Annotated in this window: 19 protein-coding genes; 9 read left to right on the top strand and 10 right to left on the bottom strand. The window is 62.5% G+C overall.

Translation table 11 applies throughout. The annotated features are described in order from the left end of the window. Positions 1-55: 55 nt before the first annotated feature. The 3 genes from edd to zwf all read right to left on the bottom strand — a co-directional run bounded on the left by edd (position 56) and on the right by zwf (position 4,118). Positions 56-1,879 (bottom strand): phosphogluconate dehydratase, encoded by a 1,824-nt coding sequence (edd, locus tag ASD99_RS31170; protein ID WP_056583324.1) that lies wholly within the window; start codon positions 1,877-1,879, stop codon positions 56-58. Between the two features lie 71 nt (positions 1,880-1,950). Beyond that, complete coding sequence (gene pgl, locus ASD99_RS31165) at positions 1,951-2,667, bottom strand: 6-phosphogluconolactonase (RefSeq protein ID WP_056583323.1); 717 nt, start codon at positions 2,665-2,667, stop codon at positions 1,951-1,953. Beyond that, complete coding sequence (zwf, locus tag ASD99_RS31160; protein ID WP_056583321.1) at positions 2,649-4,118, bottom strand: glucose-6-phosphate dehydrogenase; 1,470 nt, start codon at positions 4,116-4,118, stop codon at positions 2,649-2,651. The genes pgl and zwf overlap by 19 nt, the downstream gene beginning before the upstream one ends. A gap of 315 nt (positions 4,119-4,433) precedes the next feature. On the opposite strand from zwf, the gene ASD99_RS31155 reads away from it, so the two are divergent. Beyond that, the gene (locus tag ASD99_RS31155; protein ID WP_056583320.1) at positions 4,434-5,180 is read left to right on the top strand and encodes an SDR family oxidoreductase; all 747 of its coding nucleotides are present in this window, start codon (positions 4,434-4,436) and stop codon (positions 5,178-5,180) included. Between the two features lie 89 nt (positions 5,181-5,269). Here the strand turns inward: ASD99_RS31155 and ASD99_RS31150 are convergent, their stop codons facing one another. The 3 genes from ASD99_RS31150 to ASD99_RS31140 all read right to left on the bottom strand — a co-directional run bounded on the left by ASD99_RS31150 (position 5,270) and on the right by ASD99_RS31140 (position 9,391). After that, positions 5,270-6,130: an SH3 domain-containing protein gene (locus ASD99_RS31150; RefSeq protein ID WP_057146022.1), complete on the bottom strand. Its 861-nt coding sequence runs from the start codon at positions 6,128-6,130 to the stop codon at positions 5,270-5,272. A gap of 363 nt (positions 6,131-6,493) precedes the next feature. After that, entirely contained in the window at positions 6,494-7,780 is a 1,287-nt protein-coding gene (locus ASD99_RS31145; protein WP_057145983.1) for an NAD(P)/FAD-dependent oxidoreductase, read from the bottom strand. Between the two features lie 174 nt (positions 7,781-7,954). Next, the gene (locus ASD99_RS31140) at positions 7,955-9,391 is read right to left on the bottom strand and encodes a glutamine synthetase family protein (RefSeq protein WP_027035719.1); all 1,437 of its coding nucleotides are present in this window, start codon (positions 9,389-9,391) and stop codon (positions 7,955-7,957) included. A 145-nt stretch (positions 9,392-9,536) separates the two neighbouring features. Here ASD99_RS31140 and ASD99_RS31135 point away from each other — a divergent pair, with 145 nt between their 5' ends. Next, positions 9,537-10,253, top strand: a complete 717-nt coding sequence (locus ASD99_RS31135; protein WP_057145982.1) for an HAD family hydrolase — start codon at positions 9,537-9,539, stop codon at positions 10,251-10,253. A 69-nt stretch (positions 10,254-10,322) separates the two neighbouring features. Here the strand turns inward: ASD99_RS31135 and ASD99_RS31130 are convergent, their stop codons facing one another. The 3 genes from ASD99_RS31130 to aceA all read right to left on the bottom strand — a co-directional run bounded on the left by ASD99_RS31130 (position 10,323) and on the right by aceA (position 12,598). Further along, complete coding sequence (locus ASD99_RS31130; RefSeq protein ID WP_413813971.1) at positions 10,323-10,727, bottom strand: response regulator; 405 nt, start codon at positions 10,725-10,727, stop codon at positions 10,323-10,325. Positions 10,728-11,006: 279 nt separating this feature from the next. Further along, positions 11,007-11,249: a hypothetical protein gene (locus ASD99_RS31125; RefSeq protein WP_006202762.1), complete on the bottom strand. Its 243-nt coding sequence runs from the start codon at positions 11,247-11,249 to the stop codon at positions 11,007-11,009. A gap of 59 nt (positions 11,250-11,308) precedes the next feature. Then, positions 11,309-12,598: an isocitrate lyase gene (gene aceA / locus ASD99_RS31120; RefSeq protein ID WP_057145981.1), complete on the bottom strand. Its 1,290-nt coding sequence runs from the start codon at positions 12,596-12,598 to the stop codon at positions 11,309-11,311. Positions 12,599-12,834: 236 nt separating this feature from the next. On the opposite strand from aceA, the gene ASD99_RS31115 reads away from it, so the two are divergent. The 6 genes from ASD99_RS31115 (at position 12,835) to ASD99_RS31090 (ending at position 19,840) form a co-directional block, all read left to right on the top strand. Further along, a complete protein-coding gene (locus tag ASD99_RS31115; RefSeq protein ID WP_057145980.1) occupies positions 12,835-14,277 on the top strand; it encodes a helix-turn-helix domain-containing protein in 1,443 nt (480 codons plus the stop codon). 135 nt (positions 14,278-14,412) lie between these two features. Continuing rightward, the gene (locus ASD99_RS31110; protein WP_057145979.1) at positions 14,413-15,366 is read left to right on the top strand and encodes a DMT family transporter; all 954 of its coding nucleotides are present in this window, start codon (positions 14,413-14,415) and stop codon (positions 15,364-15,366) included. 350 nt (positions 15,367-15,716) lie between these two features. After that, entirely contained in the window at positions 15,717-16,814 is a 1,098-nt protein-coding gene (locus ASD99_RS31105) for a polyamine ABC transporter substrate-binding protein (RefSeq protein WP_057145978.1), read from the top strand. Positions 16,815-16,896: 82 nt separating this feature from the next. Continuing rightward, on the top strand, positions 16,897-18,036 hold the full coding sequence (locus ASD99_RS31100; protein ID WP_056583305.1) for an ABC transporter ATP-binding protein: 1,140 nt from the start codon (positions 16,897-16,899) through the stop codon (positions 18,034-18,036). Between the two features lie 9 nt (positions 18,037-18,045). Further along, positions 18,046-19,017 (top strand): ABC transporter permease subunit, encoded by a 972-nt coding sequence (locus ASD99_RS31095; protein WP_057145977.1) that lies wholly within the window; start codon positions 18,046-18,048, stop codon positions 19,015-19,017. 4 nt (positions 19,018-19,021) lie between these two features. Beyond that, positions 19,022-19,840, top strand: coding sequence for an ABC transporter permease (locus ASD99_RS31090; protein WP_056583301.1), 819 nt, complete (start codon positions 19,022-19,024; stop codon positions 19,838-19,840). Positions 19,841-19,860: 20 nt separating this feature from the next. On the opposite strand, the gene ASD99_RS31085 is transcribed toward ASD99_RS31090, so the two are convergent. Continuing rightward, entirely contained in the window at positions 19,861-21,714 is a 1,854-nt protein-coding gene (locus ASD99_RS31085; protein ID WP_057145976.1) for an AsmA-like C-terminal region-containing protein, read from the bottom strand. A 217-nt stretch (positions 21,715-21,931) separates the two neighbouring features. On the opposite strand from ASD99_RS31085, the gene ASD99_RS31080 reads away from it, so the two are divergent. Beyond that, complete coding sequence (locus ASD99_RS31080; protein WP_057145975.1) at positions 21,932-23,902, top strand: acetoacetate--CoA ligase; 1,971 nt, start codon at positions 21,932-21,934, stop codon at positions 23,900-23,902. Positions 23,903-24,151: the final 249 nt, after the last annotated feature.

Below are 24,151 nucleotides of genomic sequence, written 5' to 3'. Positions count from 1 at the left end.
CCATGAAAAAGGGCGGCCACGAGCCGCCCTTTTTCATGGGCAGGACGGTGGTCCGTCAAGCCGTGCCGAAGGCGCTGGCGCCATGGTCGGCGCGGCCGACCAATTGCCGGAACCCGGCGAAAAGCTCGCGGCCGAAACCGAATTCATTGCCGATGAGATCGGCTTCCGCCGTACGGCGCAGTGCGAATTCCGGTGCCGGCACAAACACTTCCAGGGTGCCTGCATCGGCGTCCAGCCGGATGATGTCGCCTTCATGGATTCTGGCAATAGGCCCGTCCTCGACCGCCTCCGGCGTCACGTGGATCGCCGCCGGCACCTTTCCGGAGGCGCCCGACATGCGCCCGTCGGTCACCAACGCCACGCGCTGGCCGCGATCCTGCAGGATGCCGAGCACGGTGGTCAGCTTGTGCAGTTCCGGCATGCCGTTGGCCTTCGGCCCCTGGAAGCGGATGACGGCGATGAAATCGCCGGTCAGCGTGCCGGCCTTGAACGCGTCATTCAGCCCTTGCTGGCTATCGAAAACCTTGGCTGGCGCCTCGATGATGCGCCGCTCCGGCTTCACGGCGGAAGTCTTGATGACGGCGTGGCCGAGATTGCCCGACAGCACCTTCAGACCGCCGGTTGCCTGGAACGCCTTGTTGAAAGGCGCCAGCACCTTCTCGTCGCCGCTTGTCCGCGGCGAGGCTTCGCGCACGACGCTGCCGTCGGCACCAAGCTTTGCCTCGACCGCGTAGGGCCGCAGGCCTTCGCCCCAGACCGTCTGCACATCCTCGTGCAGGATGCCTTCGTCGAGCAGTTCGCGGATCAGGAAGCCGAGCCCACCGGCGGCATGGAAATGGTTCACGTCGGCGAGACCGTTCGGATAGACCCGCGCTAGCAGCGGCACCGCTTCCGAAAGATCGGAAATATCCTGCCAGGTAATAGTGATGCCGGCCGCCGCCGCCATGGCGATCAGGTGGATGGTGTGATTGGTCGAGCCGCCGGTGGCATGCAGGCCGACAACACCATTGACGATCGAGCGCTCGTCGATCATCCGGCCGACCGGCGTATAGGCGTTGCCGAGCGCGGTGATCGCCAGCGCCCGCTTCGTCGCCTCGCGGGTCAAGGCCTCGCGCAGCGGCGTGCCTGGATTGACGAAGGATGCGCCGGGCGTGTGCAGGCCCATGATCTCCATCAGCATCTGGTTGGAATTCGCCGTGCCGTAGAAGGTGCAGGTGCCCGGCCCATGGTAAGACTTGGACTCGGCCTCCAGCAGTTCGGCGCGACCTGCCTTGCCCTCGGCATAGAGCTGGCGAACCTTGGCCTTTTCGTCATTGGGCAGGCCGGTCGTCATCGGCCCGGCCGGAATGAAGACCGCCGGCAAATGGCCGAAGGTGAGGGCTGCAATCACCAGCCCCGGCACGATCTTGTCGCAGACGCCGAGATAGACGGCAGCGTCGAACATGTTGTGCGACAGGCCGATCGCCGCGGCCATGGCGATGACGTCGCGCGAAAACAGCGACAGCTCCATGCCGGGCTGGCCTTGCGTCACGCCATCGCACATTGCCGGCACGCCGCCGGCCACCTGGGCGATGCCGCCGGCTTCGCGTGCCGCGTCCTTGATCAGCGCCGGAAAGGTCTCGAACGGCTGATGCGCTGACAGCATGTCGTTGTAGGAGGTGATGATACCGAGGTTAGGCACCTTGTCGGCGCCCAACGCCAGCTTTTCCGAGGGGCTGCACACCGCAAAGCCGTGCGCAAGATTGCCGCACGACAGCACGGCCCGGTTGGCGGTGCGGTTCGATGCCTCGGCGATGCGGCCAAGATAACGCTCGCGGCCTGGCTTTGAACGCTGGCGGATGCGTTCGGTGATGGCTTCGATATCGCGTCTGGCGGTCATGGCGTCGGTCCTTTCAGGCGAGGTCCCGGAACACAATCCGGCTGTCCGCCGGGACCCTCAGCAAGTTCAATTCAGGGAGCCCAGAAAACCTCTACGGGCTTGCGCGCGGCATCGAGCACGGCGCGGATTGGCTTTCGCGGTCCAGGTGCCACCGCGCTGTCGAAGGCGGTGCGCTTGTCCTCGCCTTCGATGTGCAACGCGGTGAAACCGGCATCGACGATGCGCGCCAGCGACAGGGTCAGCCGCGGCTCGCCCGCACTTGCCGCATGAACCGGCAGCACGATCCTGTTGGAGGACGGGTCGAGCAATCTTGCCAGGTCATCGGCATCGGGAAAGAAAGAAGCGGTGTGGCCGTCCGGTCCCATGCCGAGCACGACGACGTCGAGCGGCCAGGGCAGTGACTGGAGCGCTGCATTGTCGGAGGAAGCCGCATCCTCAATGCTGGCGGCTTCGTGGTAGAGCGGCACGAAACGAGCCGCCTTGGCCGCGTTCTGCAGCAGATTGGCGGCCACCAGGCCGGCGTTGGAGCGCGGCGAGGAGGCCGGCACGAAACGTTCGTCGACCAGCGTCACGATCACCTTTTCCCAGGCGATGGGTATCGCCGATAGGGCGGCGAAGAATTTTGCCGGCGTAGTGCCGCCGGAGACGGCGAGCAGCCCTGTGCCGCGCTCGGCGATTGCCTTGGTCAGGCGGCCGGCGACATGATCGGCGAGGGCGGCCGCCAGCTCTTGGCGCTTGGCGAAGCCGTTCCAGCTATAGGCGGCGCTGTTCAATTGCTCTCGTGCCATGTCCGCCCGTCACGTTCGATCAGCGCTATCGAGGCCGAGGGACCCCAGGTGCCTGCCGTATAGCCCTGCGCTTCCTGTCTGGCGCTTTCCCAGGCGTTCTGGATCGGGTCGATCCATTTCCACGCAGCCTCGACTTCGTCACGGCGCATGAACAGGGTCTGGTTGCCACGGATGACATCCATGATCAGCCGTTCGTAAGCGTCCGGCGCGCGGCCGTCGAAGGATCGCGCGAAGCTCATATCGAGCGAGATCTGACGCAACCGCATGCCGCCCGGACCCGGATCCTTGATCATGATGAACTGCTTGACGCCTTCGTCGGGCTGCAGCCGGATGACCAGCTGGTTGGCGAAGATCGGACCGGCGCTGTCGCCGAAGATCGAATGCGGGATCGGCTTGAATTCGATGACGATTTCCGAAACCCGGGTCGCCAGCCGCTTGCCGGTCCTGAGGTAGAACGGAACGCCCGCCCAGCGCCAGGTGCCGATCTCGGTCTTGATAGCGACGAAGGTCTCGGTGTTGCTGTCGTGGGCAAGCTCCTCGACATAGCCCTTTACAGCTCCGCTGGCCGAGGCGCCTGCGCGGTACTGGCCACGCACGGTGTGCTTCGGCGCCTCGTTGCCGTTGATGCGCTTCAGCGCCCGCAGCACCTTCAGCTTCTCGTCGCGCACGGCGTCGGCGTCCATCGACGACGGCGCTTCCATGGCGACGAGACACAACAGCTGCAGCATATGGTTCTGCACCATGTCGCGCAGCGCGCCGGCCTTGTCGTAGTAGGTGACGCGGTCTTCCAGCCCCACGGTCTCGGCCACGGTGATCTGCACATGGTCGATATGGGCGGAGTTCCATAACGGCTCGTAGAGCGCGTTGGCAAAGCGCAGCGCCATCAGGTTCTGCACCGTTTCCTTGCCGAGATAATGGTCGATGCGGAAGATCTGGCTTTCGTGGAAATCGTCGCCGACCAAGTCGTTGAGCGCTTGCGCCGAGGCAAGGTCGCGACCGATCGGCTTCTCCAGCACGATGCGGGAGTTCGGCGTGATCAGATTGTGCTCTTTCAGCTTGTGCGAGATATCGCCGAACAGCGCCGGCGTCACCGCCAGGTAGAAGGCGCGGATGCAATCGCTGTCGCCGATCGCCTTCTTCAATTTGTCGAATCCGGCCCCGCTTGTTGCATCGGCCGAGACATAAGAGAGGCGCGCCAGGAAGGTCTTCAGTTCCTTGGCGTCGATATCGGCCGGTTTGACGTGCTCGGAAATCGCTTGGCTAGCGAAGGCCCGGAATTCCTCATCGCTCATCTTCGAGCGTGACGTGCCGATGATGCGCGTCGGCTCGGAGAATTGATGATCGCGCTGGCGATAGTAGAGCGACGGCAGAAGCTTGCGCTCCGACAGATCGCCGGTGCCGCCGAAAATGATGAAGTCGAACGGGTCGACGGGGATGATCTGGCTGGTCATGGTCTGTCCGCTTTGACGCCGGTCGCTGTGACGCGGCTGATATAATCTAATCGATTTAAATTTTCCAGTGCCATGGTGTCACATCTGGGTGTATGCGCCTGCCTCTTGACAGTCCGATACCCGGGAGGCTTGTCGACAGGCGCGGCTCCGGAAGCCTTCGCAGTTGCAGCATAGAGCGGGATCGAAGCGAAAGCCAAAGGAGAAATCGGCAATGGCCGCACATCTTTCGCCCAATCCGGTCAGAAGCCCTGGCTCTGTGCGGATGAGCGCCATTGGCGCGCCGGTTGATCGTCACCAATCATGAGCGGGAAAAACATGCGTCTGGAAAACAAGGTTGCCGTCATCACCGGTGCCGCGTCGGGCTTTGGCGAGGGCATCGCCAGGCGCTTTGCGCAGGAGGGCGCCAAGGTCGTTGTCGCCGATCTCAATGCCAAGGGCGCGGAGCGCGTCGCCGGCGAAATCGGGGAAGCGGCGATCTGGACCCAGACGGATGTTTCGCTGCGCTCCGAATTCGACGAGATGGTCTATGCCGCAAAAAGCGCCTTCGGCCGCATCGACATCATGGTCAACAATGCCGGTTACACCCATCGCAATGGCGACATGCTCAACGTCGACGAGGAAACCTTCGACCTGATCACATCAGTTAACATGAAGGCGATCTATCATGCGGCACTCGCCGTGGTGCCGATCATGGAGCGGCAAGGCGGCGGCGTCATCCTGACCACGGCCTCCACCGCAGGCCTGCGCCCGCGGCCGGGCCTCACCTGGTACAATGCGTCAAAAGGCTGGGCGATCACCGCCACCAAATCGATGGCGGTGGAACTGGCGCCGAAGAACATCCGCGTCAACTGCCTCTGCCCGGTTGCCGGCGAGACCGGCATGCTGGAGAAATTCATGGGCGCCGACACGCCCGAAATCCGCGAGAAGTTCCGGGCATCGATCCCGCTCGGCCGGCTTTCGACGCCGCTCGATATCGCCAACGCAGCGCTCTGGCTGGCCTCGGACGAAGCCGCCTTCATCACCGGTGTCGCGCTGGAGGTCGACGGCGGCCGCTGTATCTGAAGGCCCTGGGTCGCCCAGAAGCGAGAACCGGTTTTGGGCGAACGACATGCACAAAAGCAAGAGGCACGTTCCACGCAGGGCGATGGGCGTCAGGCGCCGGTCTTGATGTAGCTCTTGTAGATCCAGCCGGTCTTGCCGTTGTAGGTGATCTGGCACCATTTCTTGCAGCTCATCACCTGCACCGAGGTTCTGGCTGGCACCGTGACGATGGCGGCCGCATTTTTCTTCGGACCACTCCGCATGGTCACGGCCCGCAGGATCCGTCCGGTTCCGGCGACGGCAATTTTCCTTGGCTTTTCCTTGGCTTGGCTGCCATCGCCTTCCGCCGCTGCCGGCTGCTGCGCCGTCACTTGCGGCTGCACCTCCGGTATGGCGGCGGTTTGTGCACCATCGGGATGGCCGCCCGACGGCGAGGTGGGCGCGGCGACCTTGGCAAGTTCGGTGGCGGCATCGGTATCGGCTGACGGCTGCGCGAATGCCGCCGGCTTGTCCGGCGCCTGTTCAGCCTGGTTCGCCGCCTGGCTGCGAGCAGGCGCGTCGGAAGCGGGTGCAGCCTTCGGCTGCGAACCGGTCCAGCGCGGATCGTTGGCCGCGAGTGCGGGGATGTTGGCTTCAGCGGCCGCTACGGTCGGTGAAACCGCGTTGGATTTGCGCGCCTGCGGCACGGTTGCCGCAGCCACCGCTGCTCCTGCCGGCGCGATTTTCGTCGTCTTCACCGGAATGGTTGGAATGGTCTGCTCGGGGCTCGCTGCCGCTTGCCTGTCATTGGCCGGCAATGCCAGCCACAGCGCAACGGCGGCGACGCCAAACAGTGCGGCGGTGCCGATCGCGGCGATCACCAGATGCGAATTCGAACGGACTTCCTGCCAGAAGGACGGCCGCATGTCATACCCGAACTGCATGGCAAAGCGCCGACGTTCCGGCGTACCGAAACTGAAGGGCTCTCTCACTCTTGCCACCTCCATAAGCGGGCCGATGTTCTTTCGATCGAATGCCAAGAACCTGGCGCCAGATCTGCATCGATCCCAAGAAACCAAAGCGGGCAAGCCCGCAGAATTCCCCGTCAGTCGCCCACAACCGGCATCTTTTGCCGGTGATTGTGGCATCACTACGCCTTCCCTGTGATTCTGCACCTTCGCCGGGGATTCTGCAATGTGTCGCCACGGCAACAAATATTACAGCAATATTACAGGAATTCAGAACGATCCTATCCACCCGGCGCATGATCCCGAAAGTGGCATCAGGCTGTCGCCAAAAATCATGCCAACCAACAGATGGAGCCCGGTCCTGATTCCATCGGGACGGAACCGGTCCTAAATCCTGTCCCGCAGCGCAAACCAGTTGAGCGCCAGGAAAAGCAGCGGCGTGCGGAAGCGCCGGCCGCCGGGGAAGGGCGGGATTTTCAGATCCTCGATCAGCTTCAGCCGGTCGCGGTTGCCGGCTACGGTTTCGGCATAGAGCTTACCGAAGAAGTTGGACAGCATGACGCCGTGGCCGGAATAGCCGCCGGCCGAGATCACATTGGGCATCACTTCGCGCACGAACGGCTTTCTCGGCACCGTGATGCCGACATAGCCGCCCCAGCCATGCGTGATCTCGACATCCCTGAGCGCCGGATAGAGTTCGGCGATCTGGCGGCGGATGTGGATGTGGATATCCTTCGGATCGTTGACGCCGTAAACCTCGCGTCCGCCAAACAGCAGCCGCCCGTCCTTCGATCTGCGGAAATAGCGCACGACGAAGCGGGAATCGTCGACCGCCTCGCCGCCCGGCAGCACGTCTGAGTCCGCTCCCAGAGGAACGGTGGCGCCGATGAACGAACCGATCGGCATGATGTGCGCCGCACTCACCGGCTCGAGCGTGCCGCCATAGGCATTGACCGCGATCAGGCATTTCTGCGCGGTCACTGTGCCTCTCGGTGTCGAAACCTTGACCTTGCCGCCATGGGAAATGATCCCGGTCGATGGTGTCCCCTCGAACAGCTGCGCGCCCGCTTGCGCTGCCACCCGCGCTGTACCGATCACCAGCTTCATCGGATGGATGTGGCCAGTGCCGGTGTCGCGAGTCCCGCCGAAATAGGCGGTCGAGCCCAGCCGCTCCGCCGTCTCCCTGGCATCCATGAACGAGATATGCGGGTAGGAAAAACGGCTCGCCATGGTCTCGGCATGCGCCTTGTAGTCGTCGACGTAGCGCGGCTTGTGCGCCACCGAGAGCTGGCCCGGCATATAGTCGATATCGATCTGGTTGGCGGCGGCGAATTCGAGGAGATGCGTCTTCGCCTCTTCGGCAAGATCGAACAGCGCCTTGGCGCGGGAGAAACCATACTCGGCTTCCAGCTCCTCAGCCCAGGCACGCTGGCCGGTGCCAAGTTGACCACCATTGCGCCCCGAGGCGCCATCACCGAAGCGATACGCCTCGATCAGCACGACATTGGCGCCCGCCTTGGCCAGATGCGCTGCCGCCGACAGGCCGGTAAAGCCGCCGCCGATGATGACGACGTCGCAAGTCCGGTCGCCATCAAGCGCCGGGTATTCCGGCCATGGGCCGGCCGTGTCCTCATACCAGGAACGGCCGGGGGAGATCGGGGATTGGTAGGTCATGATGCGGTGAAGACTCGGAGATTTGGAAGGGGAAGCGAATAGCGAGTAGCGAATAGGGAAGAATTGAAAAGTGAGGGTTGATCGAGACTGTGTCGCCTGTCTCATCATTTCTATTCGCTATTCGCTATTCGCTATTCGCTATTCGCTATTCGCTATTCGCTATTCGCTATTGCCCTAAACATTGAGCAGCAGATACTCCCGCTCCCACGGACTAATCACTTCCATGAAGGTCTCGAATTCCGCGCGCTTGATCGCCGCATAGGTCGCGGCGAAGGACTTGCCCAGATGCGCGCAGAGTTCCTCGTCGCCCTCGAACAGGTCGACGGCTTCGAGCAGGCCGCGCGGCAGGTCGATCTCGTCGGCGTTGGCTGTGGTCAGGACGGGAGGTTCGGCCTTGATCTTGTTGGTGATGCCGATCAGCCCGCAGGCAAGCGATGCCGCCAGCGCCAGATAGGGGTTGGCATCGGAGGACGGGATGCGATTTTCGACGCGCCGAGCCGCCGGATCGGAGCGTGGCACGCGAAACGCCGTGGTGCGGTTGTCATAGCCCCATTTGTTGTTGACCGGCGCCGACGCCGCCTGTGTCAGCCGGCGGTAGGAATTGACATAGGGCGCGAACATCACCAGCGCGTTCGGCACGTGCTTCTGCATGCCGCCGATGAAGTGGAAAAAATCGTCGGTTTCCGAGCCGTCGGCGGCCGAAAAGATGTTCTGTCCGGTCTTCTTGTCGATGATCGACTGATGGATATGCATGGCGGAGCCAGGCTGCCCCTGGATCGGCTTGGCCATGAAGGTGGCATAGATCTCGTGCTTCAGCGCCGCCTCGCGAATGGTGCGCTTGAACATGAACACCTGGTCGGCCAGTTCGATCGGGTCGCCGTGGCGCAGATTGATCTCCAGCTGGCCGGCGCCTTCCTCGTGGATCAGCGTATCGATCTCCAGGCCCTGGCTTTCGGAGAAATGGTAGATGTCGTCGATCAGCTCGTCGAATTCGTTGACGCCGGCGATCGAATAGCCGGCGCCGCCGCCGATCGCGCGTCCTGAACGGCCGACCGGCGGTGTCAGCGGATAGTCCGGATCAGGATTCTTGCGCACCAGGTAGAACTCGATCTCGGGTGCCACCACCGGCTTCAGGCCGAGCTTGTCATAGGCAGCCACCACACGCTTCAGCACATTGCGCGGTGTGAACTCGACTGAGCGGCCATCCTGGTGGACGAGGTCGCAGATGACCGCGGCCGTCGGATCTTCTTCCCAGGGCACCACAGTCAGCGTCGAGAGGTCCGGCATCAGTTTGAGGTCGCCGTCGTCTTCCGGGTAATGGAAGCCGTTGCCATCCTCGGGGTAGCCGCCGGAAATCGTCGTCATGAAGACTGCCGAGGGCAGTGCCAGCGAGGTGTTGGAGGTGAATTTCTTCGATGGCATCATCTTGCCACGCGCGACGCCTGCCTGATCGGGCGTGATGCACTCGATGTCCTCGATGCCGCGCCATTCCAGCCAGGCGCTGACTTCCTTCCAGTTCTTGACGCCCCGTTGGTTTTTCACGAAGGCAGGCGTGCGGGCACGTCCTCCGCGGCTCGACGGACGGACTTCCTTTTTTGCAGGCGGCATCATTCACCAGATTGGGTTGCGGATTGTGGAGTATAGCCGTGCCCCCCTATGGAAGGGAAGGGGAGCCGCGTCGGGCATTGGCTGACGCGGTTGAAAATCACGCCAATCGGCTTAGTTTCCCCATTCCCAATGCCAATCGAGACGTTCAATGCGGCACAACGGTAAACTGACGACGATCGGCTTCGATGCCGACGACACGCTGTGGCAGAACGAGCAGTTCTTCCGCCTGACGGAGAAGCGCTTTGCCGCCATGCTTGCCGATCATGGCGAAGCGGAGCACATCTCCGCACGATTGCTGGAAGCCGAAAGGCGCAACCTCGCCATCTATGGCTTCGGCATCAAGGGATTTACCCTGTCGATGATCGAAACGGCGATCGAGGTCACTGAAGGCCGCGTGCCGGCCTCGGTCATATCGGAGGTTCTCGATGCCGGCCGCGAGATGCTGAGCCATCCGATCGAGCCCCTGCCGCATGCGCGCGAGACTGTCGAGAAGCTTGCCGGCGCATTCCGCCTTGTGCTGATCACCAAGGGCGACCTCTTCGACCAGGAGCGCAAGCTGGCTGGGTCAGGCCTGGGCGATTTGTTCGATGCGGTCGAGATCGTCAGCGACAAGAATGCCGCCACCTATAACAGACTCTTCAACCGCCACGGCGATGGTCCTGCGAAAAGCATGATGGTCGGCAACTCGCTGAAGTCGGACGTGGTGCCGGCCATCGAGGCCGGCGGTTGGGGTGTCCATGTGCCGCATGAACTGACCTGGGTGCTGGAGCATGTCGAGGCGCCGGTGGCCGAATCGAGGTTTTGCCAGATATCCGATCTCGGACAACTGCCCGGACTGGTTGAAAGCATCATCAATCCGGGCTGATCGCCGGGCCTTACCTATTTTGCGCAATTCCGGACGGAAAAACCGTTACACACTTTTCCTGCAATTGCTCTAGCGGCCGATCAGGCGATCGATCACCGGTTGCAACCGTTCGGGCGTTATCGGCTTGGCGACCACGACATCGATGATATCAGACAGGCCCAGGCTTTCCGTCGTGCCATTCTTGGTTGAAAGCAGGATTACCGGTGGCTGCGATTTGCCCGAGACCCGCCGCAACGCGGCGATGCTGGACATCAGACTGTCGCAGTCCTTGTTGTCTGCGCCGCCGTCAAGGACAACCGCGCCGGGAATGAGGGACCGCAAGATCCTTGCCGCCGTGTCGGGAGATTCCGAAATCGGCTTGAGCCCGGATCGCTCGACGATCTTTGAGATCACCACGCGATTGATTGGCGATCTGCCAACGACAAGCACCTGCGACGGATCATGGATCGTCTCGGTGCTTGAGTCGCGGGTCACCAGATTTGGATGTCTGGGAGTCTCGCCTTCGCGATTCACTGGGCACACAAGTCGGCCAAGAAGCTCGCCCCTATTTCAATGCAGAGTTGAATCTGGAGCGCAATTGGCGTGAGATCGAAGCCCATGTCAAGGTGAAATAAAACGACCCGAAATCATCTCCGGGGGCAGTGCATTCCAAGCAACGCTACTGTACTGAACTGTCCATTCGTGCATTTCGTAAAAAGAAAATTCACCTGCGCAGAGACTGCGCAGGTGAAGGGTAGGTTGCAAGGATTTCGATCAGCCGTGGCTCTGCTGTGTGACGATCACCGGGATCAGCAGATCGCCCCAGTTGCCGTCGCCGCCGTGGTGGCGTGCCGAGCGCACGAGCTCAACCGAGACGCCCGCCTCGACCGCCTTCATCACCGACTGGTTCAGGCGGTGCAGGTCGTTGGCCAGCATGCGGATCGTCGCTTGCTGGTCGACGCTCATCGTCGTGGACTGTTCCTCGGCGCGTTCCTTGACGCGGCTTATCGATGCCATTGGTCTTCTCCTTGTGTTCCAAGCCCCGTTGGGCGTTTCCTCTGTATTTCTGTGATCCGCTATTCCGCGGCTGGTTTGAACTGTGCGTGCTCGGTCGATTCATGCATGGCGGTGGTCGACGACTGGCCGCCGGTGATCGCCATCGACACGGCGTCGAAATAGCCGGTGCCGACCTCGCGCTGGTGCTTGGTCGCGGTGTAGCCATCGGCCTCGGCAGCGAATTCCGCCTCCTGCAACTCGGAATAGGCCGCCATCTGCCGTGCCTTGTAGCCGCGCGCCAGTTCGAACATGCCATAGTTGAGCTGGTGGAAGCCGGCGAGTGTGATGAACTGGAACTTGTAGCCCATGGCGCCGAGCTCCTTCTGAAACCTGGCGATCGTCGCGTCGTCGAGGTTCTTCTTCCAATTGAACGATGGCGAGCAATTGTAGGCGAGCAGCTTGTCGGGGTGATGCTTGCGCACGCCCTCGGCGAATTTCTTGGCCTGTGCCAGGTCGGGCTTCGAGGTCTCGCACCAGATCAGATCCGCGTAAGGCGCATAGGCGATGGCGCGGGCGATGCAGGGCTCGATGCCGCTCCTGACGTTGTAGAAACCTTCCACCGTACGCCCGGCGCTATAGTCGACGAAAGGCTGGTCGCGTTCGTCAATGTCGGAGGTGAGCAGCTTGGCGGCTTCCGCATCGGTGCGCGCGACGACCAGGGTCGGCGTGCCCATCACGTCCGCTGCCAGGCGCGCGGCGTTGAGGTTGCGGATGTGCGCCGCGGTCGGGATCAGCACCTTGCCGCCGAGATGGCCGCACTTCTTCTCCGACGCCAGCTGATCCTCATAATGGACGCCGGCGGCACCCGCCTCGATGAAGGCCTTCATGATCTCGAATGCGTTGAGCGGTCCGCCGAAGCCGGCTTCCGCGTCGGCGACGATCGGCGCGAACCAGGTCTCGACCGAAAGCCCGTTGCCTTCGGACGTCTCGATCTGGTCGGCGCGCTGCAGCGTGCGGTTGATGCGCTTGACCAGTTCGGGCGCCGCATTGGCCGGATAGAGCGACTGGTCCGGATACATCGCGCCAGCCGTGTTGGCGTCGGCGGCAACCTGCCAGCCCGACAGATAGATCGCCTTCAATCCGGCGCGCACCTGCTGCATCGCCTGGTTGCCAGACATGGCGCCGAGCGCGTTGACGAAGTCCTCCTCGTGGATGAGCTTCCACAGCCGGTTGGCGCCCATTTCGGCGAGGCTCTGGCGAATCTGCACCGAACCGCGCAGCCGCTTAACATCCGCCGCGGAATAGGGCCGTTCGATACCGTCAAAGCGACCTTCAGGCGCCGATGGGACGAGGTTGTAAAAATCGGTCATGGGTCACTCCGAAAGATTGCTGCACCGTGTCCGGGCGTTGATCATCTGTGCGCCGGGATATGACTGAATTTACATTGCGGCGCAAAATGAGCCAGAAAAATCAAGGAAGTTGGCGAAATATAAGGGAAAATCTGTGTTGCCTTTGACAGACTCGCATTGTAAATTTGTCATGATTGTAAAGGGCAGCGCAGCGAGGTTGCCGCGAAACTTGTGTAAATTCCTGTCAAGGACAGTCGATGGCTGACCAGAAAATATTCGCCGGGCCGCGCATCCGCCGCATCCGCAACGCCAAGGGCCTGACTCAGACGGCGATGGCCGAGGGCCTCGGCATTTCGCCGTCCTATCTCAACTTGATCGAGCGCAACCAGCGGCCGCTGACGGTGCAGCTGATCCTGAAACTGGCGTCCGTCTACAAGGTCGACCCACACGAGTTGCAGGGCGAGGCAAGGGGGTCTGTCGCCGCCTTGAAGGAGGTGTTCACTGATCCTCTGCTGGTCGGCGAGCTGCCGGGCGATCAGGAGCTGATCGAGATTGCCGAGGCAGCGCCCAACGCGTCCGCGGCGGTGATAAAACTGTTCCGCGCCTATCGCGAGCAGGCCGAGCGCCTGTCCGATCTCAACGCGCTTTTGGCGCGCGAAGGTCGCGCGACGGCGCTTTCCGGCGCCCGCCTGCCGATCGACGAGGTGCACGAGATTTTCGAGCGCCGGCCGAACCATTTCGCAGCCCTCGAGGAGGAGGCCGCGGCGTTCACCTCGGTCCTCGATCCCGGCGACGATCTGTTCGGCGCGCTGAAGGCCTGGCTGAGGCGCGAATATGGCATCGTGGTCAAGGTGCTGCCGGTCGCCACCATGCCGAACTGGCGCCGCCGTTACGATCGCCACTCGCAGCGCCTGTTCCTGTCCGAACGCCTGTCGCCGTTCGACCAGTTGCGCGAAGTCGCGATGGAGGCCTGTCTGATCCGCATGACAGTCGCGGTCGCCGGCGAGATCCAGGCGCTCAAACTCACCACCGACGAGGCACGCCGCCTAGCCCGCTTCGAACTTGGCCGCTACGCGGCGCATGCGCTGATGATGCCCTATCAGGCCTTTCATGCGGCAGCCGTGCGCGCCCGCTATGACGTCGACGTCCTGCGTTCGCGCTTCGGGGTCTCTTTCGAACAGGCGGCGAACCGGCTGACCATGCTGCAGCGGCAGGGTGCCTCAGGCGTGCCGTTCTTCATGCTGGAGGTCGACAGCGCCGGCAACCGCTTCCGCAAGGCCGGCAGCCAGGGCTTTCCGCAAAGCCGCTTCGGCGGCGGCTGTCCCAAACTGCCCGTGCATGTGGCCTTCACCCAGCCCGGCCAGATCTTCGTCGAGGCAGTGGAAATGCCCGACGGCGCCGAGTTCCTGTGCATCGCCCGCACGCTGGAAGGGCCGCAAGGCGCGTTCTCGGAACGCCCGCGCCGCACCGCGCTGCTGCTCGGTTGCGACATCGGCTTTCGTGACGAGATCGTCTATGGCGCAGCGTTGCCCGGTGCGGCAATCACCGCAAAGGCTGGCAGTGTAGCGGCGACGCCTGTCGGGCCTGCCTGCCGGCTTTGCGAACGCGTCGGCTGCCTGGCGCGCGCCGAACCGCCGGTGACGCGTCCGCTCGGCCTCGACGAGATGGTGACGGGCCTGAGCGCCTTCGACTTCCAGTAGCGCCGAGGCAAGGTGCCACAATTGTCGCCGGTCGCTGGCTCACCCCCGGCCTGCGTCTTTGCGTTACGCGAACAGAGCATCTTTTCGTCGTCCCTTGCGCATCGTCCCGTCCACAAAAGCCCGACAGTCGCGCCCATGACCGACACCGCACCATCGCCGATCCTTGTTTCATCGAGCGTCCCGCAACGGGAGGAGCGCATCGGCTTCCTGCTGGTGTTCCTGTCGGCGCTGATGTGGAGTTTCGGCGGCACCATCGCCCGCGTCATCACCACCGGCGACAGCTGGACGGTTATTTTCTGGCGCTCCATCTGGGCAGCCGCCTTCCTGGTCTGCTTCATGGTCTGGCGCGACGGCTGGCGCGGCATGCTGAAAATGTTCCGTGACATGGGTCTGCCCGGCCTTGCCGTCGGGATCTGCTTCGCCACCGCGTCGACCGCCTTCGTTGTGGCGCTTGCCTACACCACCGTCGCCAACATCCTGTTGATGCAGGCCGGCGTGCCGTTGCTGGCGGCGCTGTTTGCCTGGGCGTTGTTCCACGAAAGGGTTGGTATCACGACCTGGGTGGCGATTGCCGCCGTCATCGCCGGCGTCGCCATCATGGTGTCGGAATCGCTTGATGGCGCCGTCTCGCCCATAGGCGACGGGTTGGCGCTGTTGATCGCGGTCATGTTCTCGATCGCGACCGTCATCACCCGGCGGTTTTCCAGCGTACGCATGACGCCGGCAACCTGTCTCGGCACCATGCTTGCGGCCGGCTTTGCCGCCTCACAGGCATCGACATTCACTGTATCGGTCAGTGACATGGGCTTTCTCTTTGCTTTCGGCGTGGTCAATCTCGGCATTGGTCTCGCGTTCTTCGCCACTGGCGCACGGCTGATCCCGGCGGCCATCGCGGCGTTGCTCGGCACGTTCGAGCCGATCCTCGGCCCGATATGGGTCTGGCTCATCCATTCCGAGGTGCCGTCGGCGCGCACCATCATCGGTGGCGCGGTGGTGGTGACGGCGCTGCTCGTCCATATCGGGCTTGAGTTCAAGCGCCAGACACGGCCCGAGCGTGCAGGGGTCACCGGGGTGCCGTCGCCTAATTGAAGCGGTGTGCAGCTTTGCCATTGACAACTTCGTAGCCGCGCGGGCAGGCTGAGACCACGGCAACAACAAGACAGGCGTATCTTGCCAAGTCTCCCAGCCGGTCAGATCGAGACCGGACCATATCGTCGTATCTCTGCCCCCGCCACGGCGAAAGCCTCTGACGGTATCGGCACGCCTCTCAGGCCGCCGCAGGGACACAGAGCCATCTCTTGCCGCTCATTGAACCGCCTGCATGGTGTCGCCAGTTCGCGCTTGTCGGCCCTTGGAAAGCTCAATAGTCTGAAACAAATGCCCGGTCGCGCGGGGTCCGCGACGAGCCGGCAATGGAACACTCACCAAAGGAGAATAGCATGATCCGCAAAGCGCTCTGGCTTTCGGCAACCTCGGCATTTCTGACGCTTTTTACCGTCGGCGGTCACGCCGAAGACCGCGTCGTCAACGTCTTCAACTGGTCGGACTACATCGACAGTTCGATCATCGATGATTTCACCAAGGAAACCGGTATCAAGGTCGTCTACGACACCTTCGATTCCAACGAAATCCTTGAAACCAAGCTGCTTGCCGGCGGCAGCGGCTATGACGTCGTCGTGCCCAGCGGCAATTTCCTCGCGCGTCAGATCCAGGCCGGGGTGTTCCAGAAGCTAGACAAGTCGAAGCTGCCGAACATTTCCAACATGTGGGACACGGTCTCGGAGCGAACCGCCAAGTATGACCCCGGCAACGAATACTCGGTCAACTACATGTGGGGCACGGTTGGTATCGGCTACAACATCAAGAAGGTGCAGGCGGCACTCGGCACCGACAAGATCGACAGCTGGGATGTCTTCTTCAATCCCGACAGCCTGTCCAAGTTGAAGGACTGCGGCGTGTATGTACTGGACTCGCCGGCCGACATCATCCCGGCGGCGTTGAAATATCTCGGCCTCGACCCGAACAGCACGTCGCCAGACGATATCGCCAAGGCCGAGGAGACGTTGCTCAAGGTCCGGCCTTATATCCGAAAGTTCCACTCCTCCGAATACATCAACGCGCTCGCCAACGGCGATATCTGCCTGGCGGTCGGCTGGTCGGGTGACGTATTCCAGGCCCGCAACCGCGCGGTCGAGGCCAAGCAGGGCGTCGAGATCGGCTATTCCGTGCCGAAGGAGGGCGCTCAGATGTGGTTCGACCAGATGGCGATCCCCGCTGACGCGCAGCATGTCGCGGAGGCGCTCGAGTTTATCAATTACATGATGAAGCCGGAAGTTATCGCCAAGTCGTCGAACTATGTGCTCTACGCAAACGGCAACAAGGCTTCGCAGCAATTCGTCGACAAGGCACTGTTGGATGATCCTTCGGTTTATCCCGATGCCGAAACGATAAAGAAGCTCTACACCGTCTCACCATACGATCCAAAGACCCAGCGCGTCATCACGCGCACCTGGACCAAGATCGTTACTGGCCAGTAAGCAATCCGACATGGTCCCGGCAGCCACCTGCCGGGACCATTCTTTTCTGGGGCAAGAAGCAAGAGTCAGGACGGAGTGGGACATGAAATCGCTTGGCAGCATCCGCAGGGATTTTGCGCCGTGGAACGACCCGAACGCCAAGCCATATATCCAGTTCGACAACGTCACCAAGAAGTTCGGTGACTTCACCGCCGTCAACAATCTGTCGCTGACCATCTTCGAGCGCGAGTTCTTCGCTCTGCTCGGCGCCTCCGGTTGCGGAAAATCGACGCTGCTCAGGATGCTCGCCGGTTTCGAGGAGCCGACATCAGGCCGCATCCTGCTCGATGGCCAGGATCTGCGCGGCATCCCGCCCTACCGGCGGCCGGTCAACATGATGTTCCAGTCCTATGCGCTGTTCCCGCACATGACGGTCGAGAACAACATCGCCTTCGGCCTCAAGCAGGACGGCATGCCGAAGCCCGAGATCGCGTCGCGCGTTGCCGAGATGCTGAAGCTGGTCAAGCTCGAGCAGTTCGCCAAGCGCAAGCCGCATCAGCTGTCAGGTGGCCAGCGCCAGCGCGTCGCACTCGCCCGCTCGGTCGCCAAGCGGCCGAAGGTGCTGCTGCTCGACGAGCCGCTTGGCGCTCTCGACAAGAAACTGCGCGAGGAAACGCAGTTCGAACTGATGGACCTGCAGCAGAACCTCGGACTGACCTTCGTCGTCGTCACCCATGACCAGGAAGAGGCGATGACGATGGCCGATCGCATCGCCATCATCGACAAGGGCGAGGTGATGCAGGTGGCAACGCCGGCCGAAGTCTACGAGGCGCCGGGGTCGCGCTTCGTCGCCGGCTTCGTCGGCAATGTGAACATGTTCGAAGGCAAGATCGCGCGTGGCGAGGCCGGCAGCGCCAGCATCGATGCCGGCAATGGCATCACCATCCGCACCGACAATGCCGGCACCGCCGGCGCTGGGACGGCCGTCACCTTCGCCATCAGGCCGGAAAAGATCAAGGTGTCGTCGAAGAAGCCGGCCGAGGCGGTCAACGCGATAGAGGGCGAGGTCTACGACATCGCCTATCTCGGCGACATGACCGTCTATCATGTCAGGCTGGACGACGGCCAGGTGGTGCGTGCGAGCACCATGAACGCGGCCCGCATCACCGAGGATCCGTTGAGCTGGAACGACCGCGCCTGGGTTTCCTTCCGGCCCGACGCCGGCGTCGTGCTGACGCGGTAGGGGGCGACCATGTCGAGCGCCGCCGTCACCACCGCATCAGCCCCGGCTACCAATGCCGGCGGATCCGCCCTCGCCAGGCTGGGCGCCGCCTTCTTTGGCCGCCTGGTCATCATCGTCCCCTATGTCTGGCTGCTGTTCTTCTTCCTCATTCCGTTCGTCATCGTCTTCAAGATTTCACTGTCGCAAACGGCGATCGCCATTCCGCCCTATACGCCGGCACTCGATTTCAGCGGCGGCATTTCCGGGTTCCTTGCTCAGCTGAAGCAACTCAGTCTCGACAACTACACCTGGCTGACGCAGGACGCGCTCTACTTCAACGCCTATGTGACCAGCGTCATCATCGCCGCGATCTCGACGGTCCTGACATTGCTCGTCGGCTATCCGATCGCCTACGGCATGGCGCGCGCGCCGGCGACGATCCGCCCAACCTTGCTGATGCTGGTGATCCTGCCATTCTGGACCTCGTTCCTGATCCGCGTCTACGCCTGGATCGGCATTCTCAAGCCCGAAGGGCTGCTCAATCAGCTGCTGCTCGCCACTGGGGTCATTCACCAGCCGCTGATCATCCTCAACACCTACACGGCGATCTTCATCGGTATCGTTTATTCCTACCTGCCGTTCATGGTGCTGCCGCTCTATTCCGCTCTTGAGAAGATGGATTATTCGCTGATCGAGGCAGCAAAGGATCTCGGCTGTCCGCCAACCGGCGCTTTCTGGAAGATCACCTTCCCGCTGTCGCTGCCCGGTGTCATCGCCGGCTGTCTGCTGGTGTTCATTCCGGCCGTCGGCGAATTCGTCATTCCCGATCTGCTTGGCGGGTCGCAGACGCTGATGATCGGCAAGACGCTGTGGAACGAGTTCTTCGCCAATCGCGACTGGCCTGTATCGTCGGCCGTGGCCGTCATCCTGCTGTTGCTGCTGATCGTGCCGATCATGCTCTTCCAGCGGGCTCAGGCGCGCGCTCAAGAAATGGACAGGTGACCGCATGAACACCACCTGGAGTCGCTTCAACATCACCTCGATCGTGCTTGGCTTTGCCTTTCTCTATTTGCCGATCGTGCTGCTCATCGTCTTCTCCTTCAACGAGTCGAAACTGGTCACGGTCTGGGGCGGTTTCTCGACCAAATGGTACGTCTCGCTGTTCCACAACCAGGGCCTCATGGACGCGACCTGGGTGACGGCGCGTGTTGGCCTGATCTCGGCCACCGTTGCGACGGTGCTGGGCACTCTGGCTGCGCTCACCTTGACCCGCTACACGCGCTTCAGGGGCAGGGTGCTGTTTTCAGGCATGGTCTTTGCACCGCTGGTCATGCCGGAAGTCATCACCGGCCTGTCGCTGCTGCTGCTCTTCGTCGCGGTCGGCCTCGACCGCGGCTTCCTCACCGTGACCCTCGCCCACATCACGCTGACCATGTGCTTCGTCGCCGTCGTCGTGCAGTCGCGCCTCATCACCTTCGACCGCTCGCTCGAGGAAGCCGCGATGGATCTGGGCGCAACGCCGGTGAAGACCTTTTTCCAGATCACGCTGCCGGTCATCATGCCGGCCATCGTGTCCGGCTGGATGCTGGCCTTCACTCTGTCGCTCGACGATCTGGTCATCGCCAGCTTCACCTCCGGGCCGGGCGCCACGACGCTGCCGATGAAGATCTACAGCCAGGTTCGCCTCGGCGTGACGCCGGAGATCAACGCCGCCTGCACCATCCTGATCGCCGTTGTGGCGATTGGCGTCATCATCGCCTCGCTTGCCAACAAGCGCCGTGAGGTGCAGCGCCAGCTCGACGAGCAGGCCGCACAGCGCGGCTGAAGATTGAAAGCGCGGCGGGCCTATTCCCCCGAAACGCCGCGGCTGATCGGGGAAATGAACGGCGTGCTCCATGTCCCGCCGACGAAGAACGAGGACTGGTTGGGGCCTTGCTGACCATTGGTCTGTGTTGCCGCCTGGTCCGCCTGAATGACACCGCCGGACAATGCCAGTCCTCGTCCGGCGTAGGAGGCGATGCCCGACAGCCAGATCTTGTACTTCGCCGAATTGGCCTCGGCCTTGTCGATCCGTGCCACGCCCTTCGAAATGCTGGCCTTGATCTCGGCGCCGTCGATCGGCAACGTTCCGTCGGAGACGTCGTCAAGCGCGAAGAAGCCGCCTTGCTCGGTATGTTTGAGGAAGGCCGGCAGGTTGAGCTTGCTCAACGCACCTGGCCCGAAGGTCGCCGAAACCGAGCCGTCGGCATTGTCAAAGATGGAGTCCCAGGTTCTGCCCGGTCCCTTGAGGATCACCGAGACGGTCCCCGTGCCGACCGGCACCAGCCGGGTCATGCCTGCCGCCGTGCCGAAAGCACCGCCGTCGATGTCGGACGCCAGCAGCCGGATTTCGACCTGCGTACCTTCCGGCTTGCGGTCGAAACGAAGGCTGGTCTGGATGTTGCCGCCGAAGGCCGAGGCATCGGAAATATCGAAGGCGGAAAGACCATCCTTGACCTGTGCGGTGGCGGCGACATCGGCGAGTTGGATAGGCCCCGCCGTGGCGTGCGCTGCCGACAACCTGAGATCAAGGTTGATCTTGTCGGCGAAACTTGTGTCGATTTCGCCGGGTCCCGCCCCTCCGGTCGGCGCCAGCGGCGTGAAGGCGGAGAGGAACGATCTGAGATCGAGCGTGTCGAAGGCGAGCGTGCCGGAGATCACCGGCTGTGCCTCGCCGAGCGAGAGGTCCAGCGCACCCATTCCCGGATTGTTGTCCAGGGAAATGGCCGTGTTGTCGAACTTGACGCGCCCGCCCGTCGCCGTGATCTTGCTCGAAATGCCGACCGAGCCGATGGCAGCGCCCGGAGCGATGCCGGCCTGCGACCATTCCAGGACACGCCGCAGCGAGGGTGCCGAGAATTTCGCCTGGCCGTCGAAATAGGTGTTTTCGGACATGCTGGCCGTGCCGTCGAACGAGAAGGTGGCGGGTGCCGCCTTGAAGGACAGCGTGAGCGGCGCCGTACCGCCGGCAAACAGCACAAGCGGTTTCGCCGAGGCGACGTCCAGCGCAACGCTTTCACCGCGCCAGATCCCTGTGGCCGACAGCGTCGCATTGCTGTTCATCGCCGCCCAATTCGCCTGGCCGGTCAAACTGCTCAGGATTTCGACGTCCTTGCCGGCGATGGAGGCCACCATGCGGCCGTCGCGGAACTCCACCGTGCCGAAGGTGTCGGCCGGCAGCTTATCGAGGTCCGGCTTGGCGGGGTCGGCATTGACCACGCCGCGCGCCGCATCGATGGAGCGCGTGATGCGCCCGCCGGTCGGGACGGCGGGCAGGAAGAGGCCGGCTGGCGTGCGCTGAACCCGGATCGTCGGCCGCACCAGCCGCGCCGTCGAAAACACCACGTCGCCGCGCAGCGCCGCCATGGCGGAAAGGTCGACCTCGACCCGTTCTGCCTCGACGACCGGTGGCGCCTCGGTGTCGGTCCATTGTGAAAGCGTCACATCGGTCAGGATGGCCCGGAATGTCGGCCAGACCTCGATGCGCGGCGAACCTTCGATGGCGACCCGGAAGCCGCTCCACGCACTCATTTCCCAGGCGATACGGTCGCGCACGATACGGGTGGAGGCGATCAGCGGCAGGGCGGCAACCACCAGCGCGATGACGATACCGGCAGCGCCGATCGTCCATACCCCGCGCCGGATCAAAGATGATGGCATATCGCCCCGTATGCTTCCATTCCGACAAATCGCCCGACGGGTGTAACCCCAGTCGTCACCACGACGTCCAGTCGTCACTACGACTTAGGGCTGAGGCATTTCAAGTCTTTATGGCTCGGCGATGGCATTTGCGCACATCTGGTCGCATTGACCGAACAAAATCTTGCTCTGCTGCGCTGCGATATGCATAAGCGATGGCGACCGTGGAGGAACCATCATGGCTGCCGAAGTACCGCTCTGGACCCCGACACAAGACCAGATTGATGCAGCACCCTTGACCGCTTTCACCAAGGCCGCCGCTGTGAAAGCCGGCGTAACGTTTTCTTCGTATTCGCAGCTTCACGGCTGGTCGGTAGAGGACCGAGAAGGGTTCTGGGGCCTGGTCTGGGATTTCTGCGGTATCGTCGGCGACAAGGGGACCAATGGGATCGAGTCCGTGCTGGTCGACGGCGACAAGATGCCCGGTGCCTCCTTCTTCCCTAATGCCACGCTGAATTTCGCCGAGAATCTGCTGAGGAAGACCGGCGCCAGTGAGGCCATCGTGTTTCGTGGCGAGGACAAGGTCGAACGCCGGCTGTCGTGGAACGAGTTGCATGCGCTGACCTCGCGTTTGCAGCAGCTTTTCCTGTCGCTCAAGGTGAAAAAGGGCGACCGCATTGCGGCGATGATGCCCAACATGCCGGAGACGGTTGCCGCCATGCTGGCCGCCGCCTCGATCGGCGCCGTCTGGTCGTCCTGCTCTCCCGATTTCGGCGAGCAGGGCGTGCTCGACCGGTTCGGTCAGATCGAGCCCGTCGTCTTCATCGCGCCGGATGGCTACTGGTACAACGGCAAGGCGATCGAGGTCGCCGACAAGATCGCCGCGGTCGCGGCCGAGCTCGGCACTGTCCGCAAGATCCTGGTCGTCGACTATCTCGGCACATCGAGCGATGTCGCTGCTACCGTCGACAAGGCGGTGGCGCTGGAAGAAGCGCTGTCGCCCTTCGCCGGCAAGCCCGTTGCCTTCGAGCCGCTGCCGTTTTTGCATCCGCTCTACATCCTGTTCTCGTCGGGAACGACCGGCATTCCCAAATGCATCGTCCATTCGGCCGGCGGCACGTTGATCCAGCACGTCAAGGAACACCGGCTGCATGCCGGTCTCACCGACGGTGACCGCTTCTTCTACTTCACCACCTGCGGCTGGATGATGTGGAACTGGCTGGTGTCGGGGCTCGCTTCGGGTGCGACGCTGCTGCTCTATGACGGCTCGCCCTTCTACCCCGACGGCAATGTGCTGTTCGACTTCGCCGATGCCGAGAAGATGACCTTTTTCGGCACCTCGGCCAAATTCATCGATTCCGTGCGCAAGGCCGGTCTCAAGCCGATCCGCACGCATGATCTGTCGAGCGTGCGTGCGATTTCTTCCACCGGGTCACCGCTGTCGCCGGAGGATTTCCGCTTCGTCTATGACGGCATCAAGAAGGATGTGCATCTGGCCTCGGTTTCCGGCGGCACCGACATCGTCTCCTGCTTCGTGCTCGGCGTGCCCACGCAGCCGGTCTGGACCGGCGAGATCCAGGGACCCGGCCTCGGCCTTGCAGTCGATGTCTGGGACGACGACGGCAGGCCGATCCGACAGGAGAAGGGCGAACTGGTCTGCACCAAGGCCTTTCCGGCGATGCCGATCGGCTTCTGGAACGACCCCGAGGGCAAGAAGTACCGGGCGGCCTATTTCGAGCGCTTCGACAATGTCTGGTGTCACGGCGATTTCGCCGAATGGACCGCGCATGGCGGCCTGATCATCCATGGCCGCTCCGACGCCACGCTCAACCCAGGCGGCGTGCGCATCGGCACGGCGGAGATCTACAACCAGGTCGAACAGATGCCGGAGATACTGGAGGCGTTGTGCATCGGCCAGGATTTCGACAATGACGTGCGCGTCGTGCTGTTCGTGCGGCTGGCCGCCGGCGTGCGGCTCGACGCGGATCTCGAAAAAAGCATACGGGCGAAAATCCGAACAGGGGCAAGCCCCCGCCACGTGCCGGCCAGGATCGTCGCCGTCACCGACATCCCGCGCACCAAGTCCGGCAAGATCACCGAGCTTGCGGTGCGCGACGTCGTGCACGGCCGCGCCATCAAGAACAAGGAGGCGCTCGCCAATCCAGAGGCGCTGGAGCTGTTCAAGAACCTGCCGCAATTGGCCGAGTAGCTGCTACTGCATGTCGCTCAAATGTGGCTCCGGTTTTGAGACAACGACATCCATGAAAAAGACTCTCGGGCATGGTTAACCAAATATGTCGGTAGAATTTACCTAGATTTCACGAGTGGTACACATTCGTAAATTTTTTGGCTGCCCGGTAAGGAGTTGTTAAGGTCCGGCGTCGATAGTCGCATACAACTTGAGGGAGAAATCCCGTTCCTCAGCCCCCGGAGGATCCGAATTCGCTCAAGCCCCCGT

This window comes from Mesorhizobium sp. Root695, from assembly GCF_001428185.1.
In the GTDB taxonomy this organism is placed as follows: Bacteria; Pseudomonadota; Alphaproteobacteria; order Rhizobiales; family Rhizobiaceae; genus Mesorhizobium.
The sequence above is the reverse complement of the archived record's forward strand: the minus strand, read 5'-3'. Positions and strand labels throughout refer to the sequence as shown.

Bases quoted from the DNA above. Each gene is read 5' to 3' on its own strand.
- ASD99_RS31135 (WP_057145982.1), top strand. From the start codon at position 9,537: ATGCGGCACAACGGTAAACTGACGACGATCGGCTTCGATGCCGACGAC.
- ASD99_RS31140 (WP_027035719.1), bottom strand. From the start codon at position 9,391: ATGATGCCGCCTGCAAAAAAGGAAGTCCGTCCGTCGAGCCGCGGAGGA.
- aceA (WP_057145981.1), bottom strand. From the start codon at position 12,598: ATGACCGATTTTTACAACCTCGTCCCATCGGCGCCTGAAGGTCGCTTT.
- ASD99_RS31090 (WP_056583301.1), top strand. From the start codon at position 19,022: ATGAACACCACCTGGAGTCGCTTCAACATCACCTCGATCGTGCTTGGC.
- ASD99_RS31155 (WP_056583320.1), top strand. From the start codon at position 4,434: ATGCGTCTGGAAAACAAGGTTGCCGTCATCACCGGTGCCGCGTCGGGC.
- ASD99_RS31125 (WP_006202762.1), bottom strand. From the start codon at position 11,249: ATGGCATCGATAAGCCGCGTCAAGGAACGCGCCGAGGAACAGTCCACG.
- ASD99_RS31085 (WP_057145976.1), bottom strand. From the start codon at position 21,714: ATGCCATCATCTTTGATCCGGCGCGGGGTATGGACGATCGGCGCTGCC.
- ASD99_RS31095 (WP_057145977.1), top strand. From the start codon at position 18,046: ATGTCGAGCGCCGCCGTCACCACCGCATCAGCCCCGGCTACCAATGCC.
- ASD99_RS31110 (WP_057145979.1), top strand. From the start codon at position 14,413: ATGACCGACACCGCACCATCGCCGATCCTTGTTTCATCGAGCGTCCCG.
- edd (WP_056583324.1), bottom strand. From the start codon at position 1,879: ATGACCGCCAGACGCGATATCGAAGCCATCACCGAACGCATCCGCCAG.
- pgl (WP_056583323.1), bottom strand. From the start codon at position 2,667: ATGGCACGAGAGCAATTGAACAGCGCCGCCTATAGCTGGAACGGCTTC.
- zwf (WP_056583321.1), bottom strand. From the start codon at position 4,118: ATGACCAGCCAGATCATCCCCGTCGACCCGTTCGACTTCATCATTTTC.
- ASD99_RS31080 (WP_057145975.1), top strand. From the start codon at position 21,932: ATGGCTGCCGAAGTACCGCTCTGGACCCCGACACAAGACCAGATTGAT.
- ASD99_RS31115 (WP_057145980.1), top strand. From the start codon at position 12,835: ATGGCTGACCAGAAAATATTCGCCGGGCCGCGCATCCGCCGCATCCGC.
- ASD99_RS31105 (WP_057145978.1), top strand. From the start codon at position 15,717: ATGATCCGCAAAGCGCTCTGGCTTTCGGCAACCTCGGCATTTCTGACG.
- ASD99_RS31145 (WP_057145983.1), bottom strand. From the start codon at position 7,780: ATGACCTACCAATCCCCGATCTCCCCCGGCCGTTCCTGGTATGAGGAC.
- ASD99_RS31100 (WP_056583305.1), top strand. From the start codon at position 16,897: ATGAAATCGCTTGGCAGCATCCGCAGGGATTTTGCGCCGTGGAACGAC.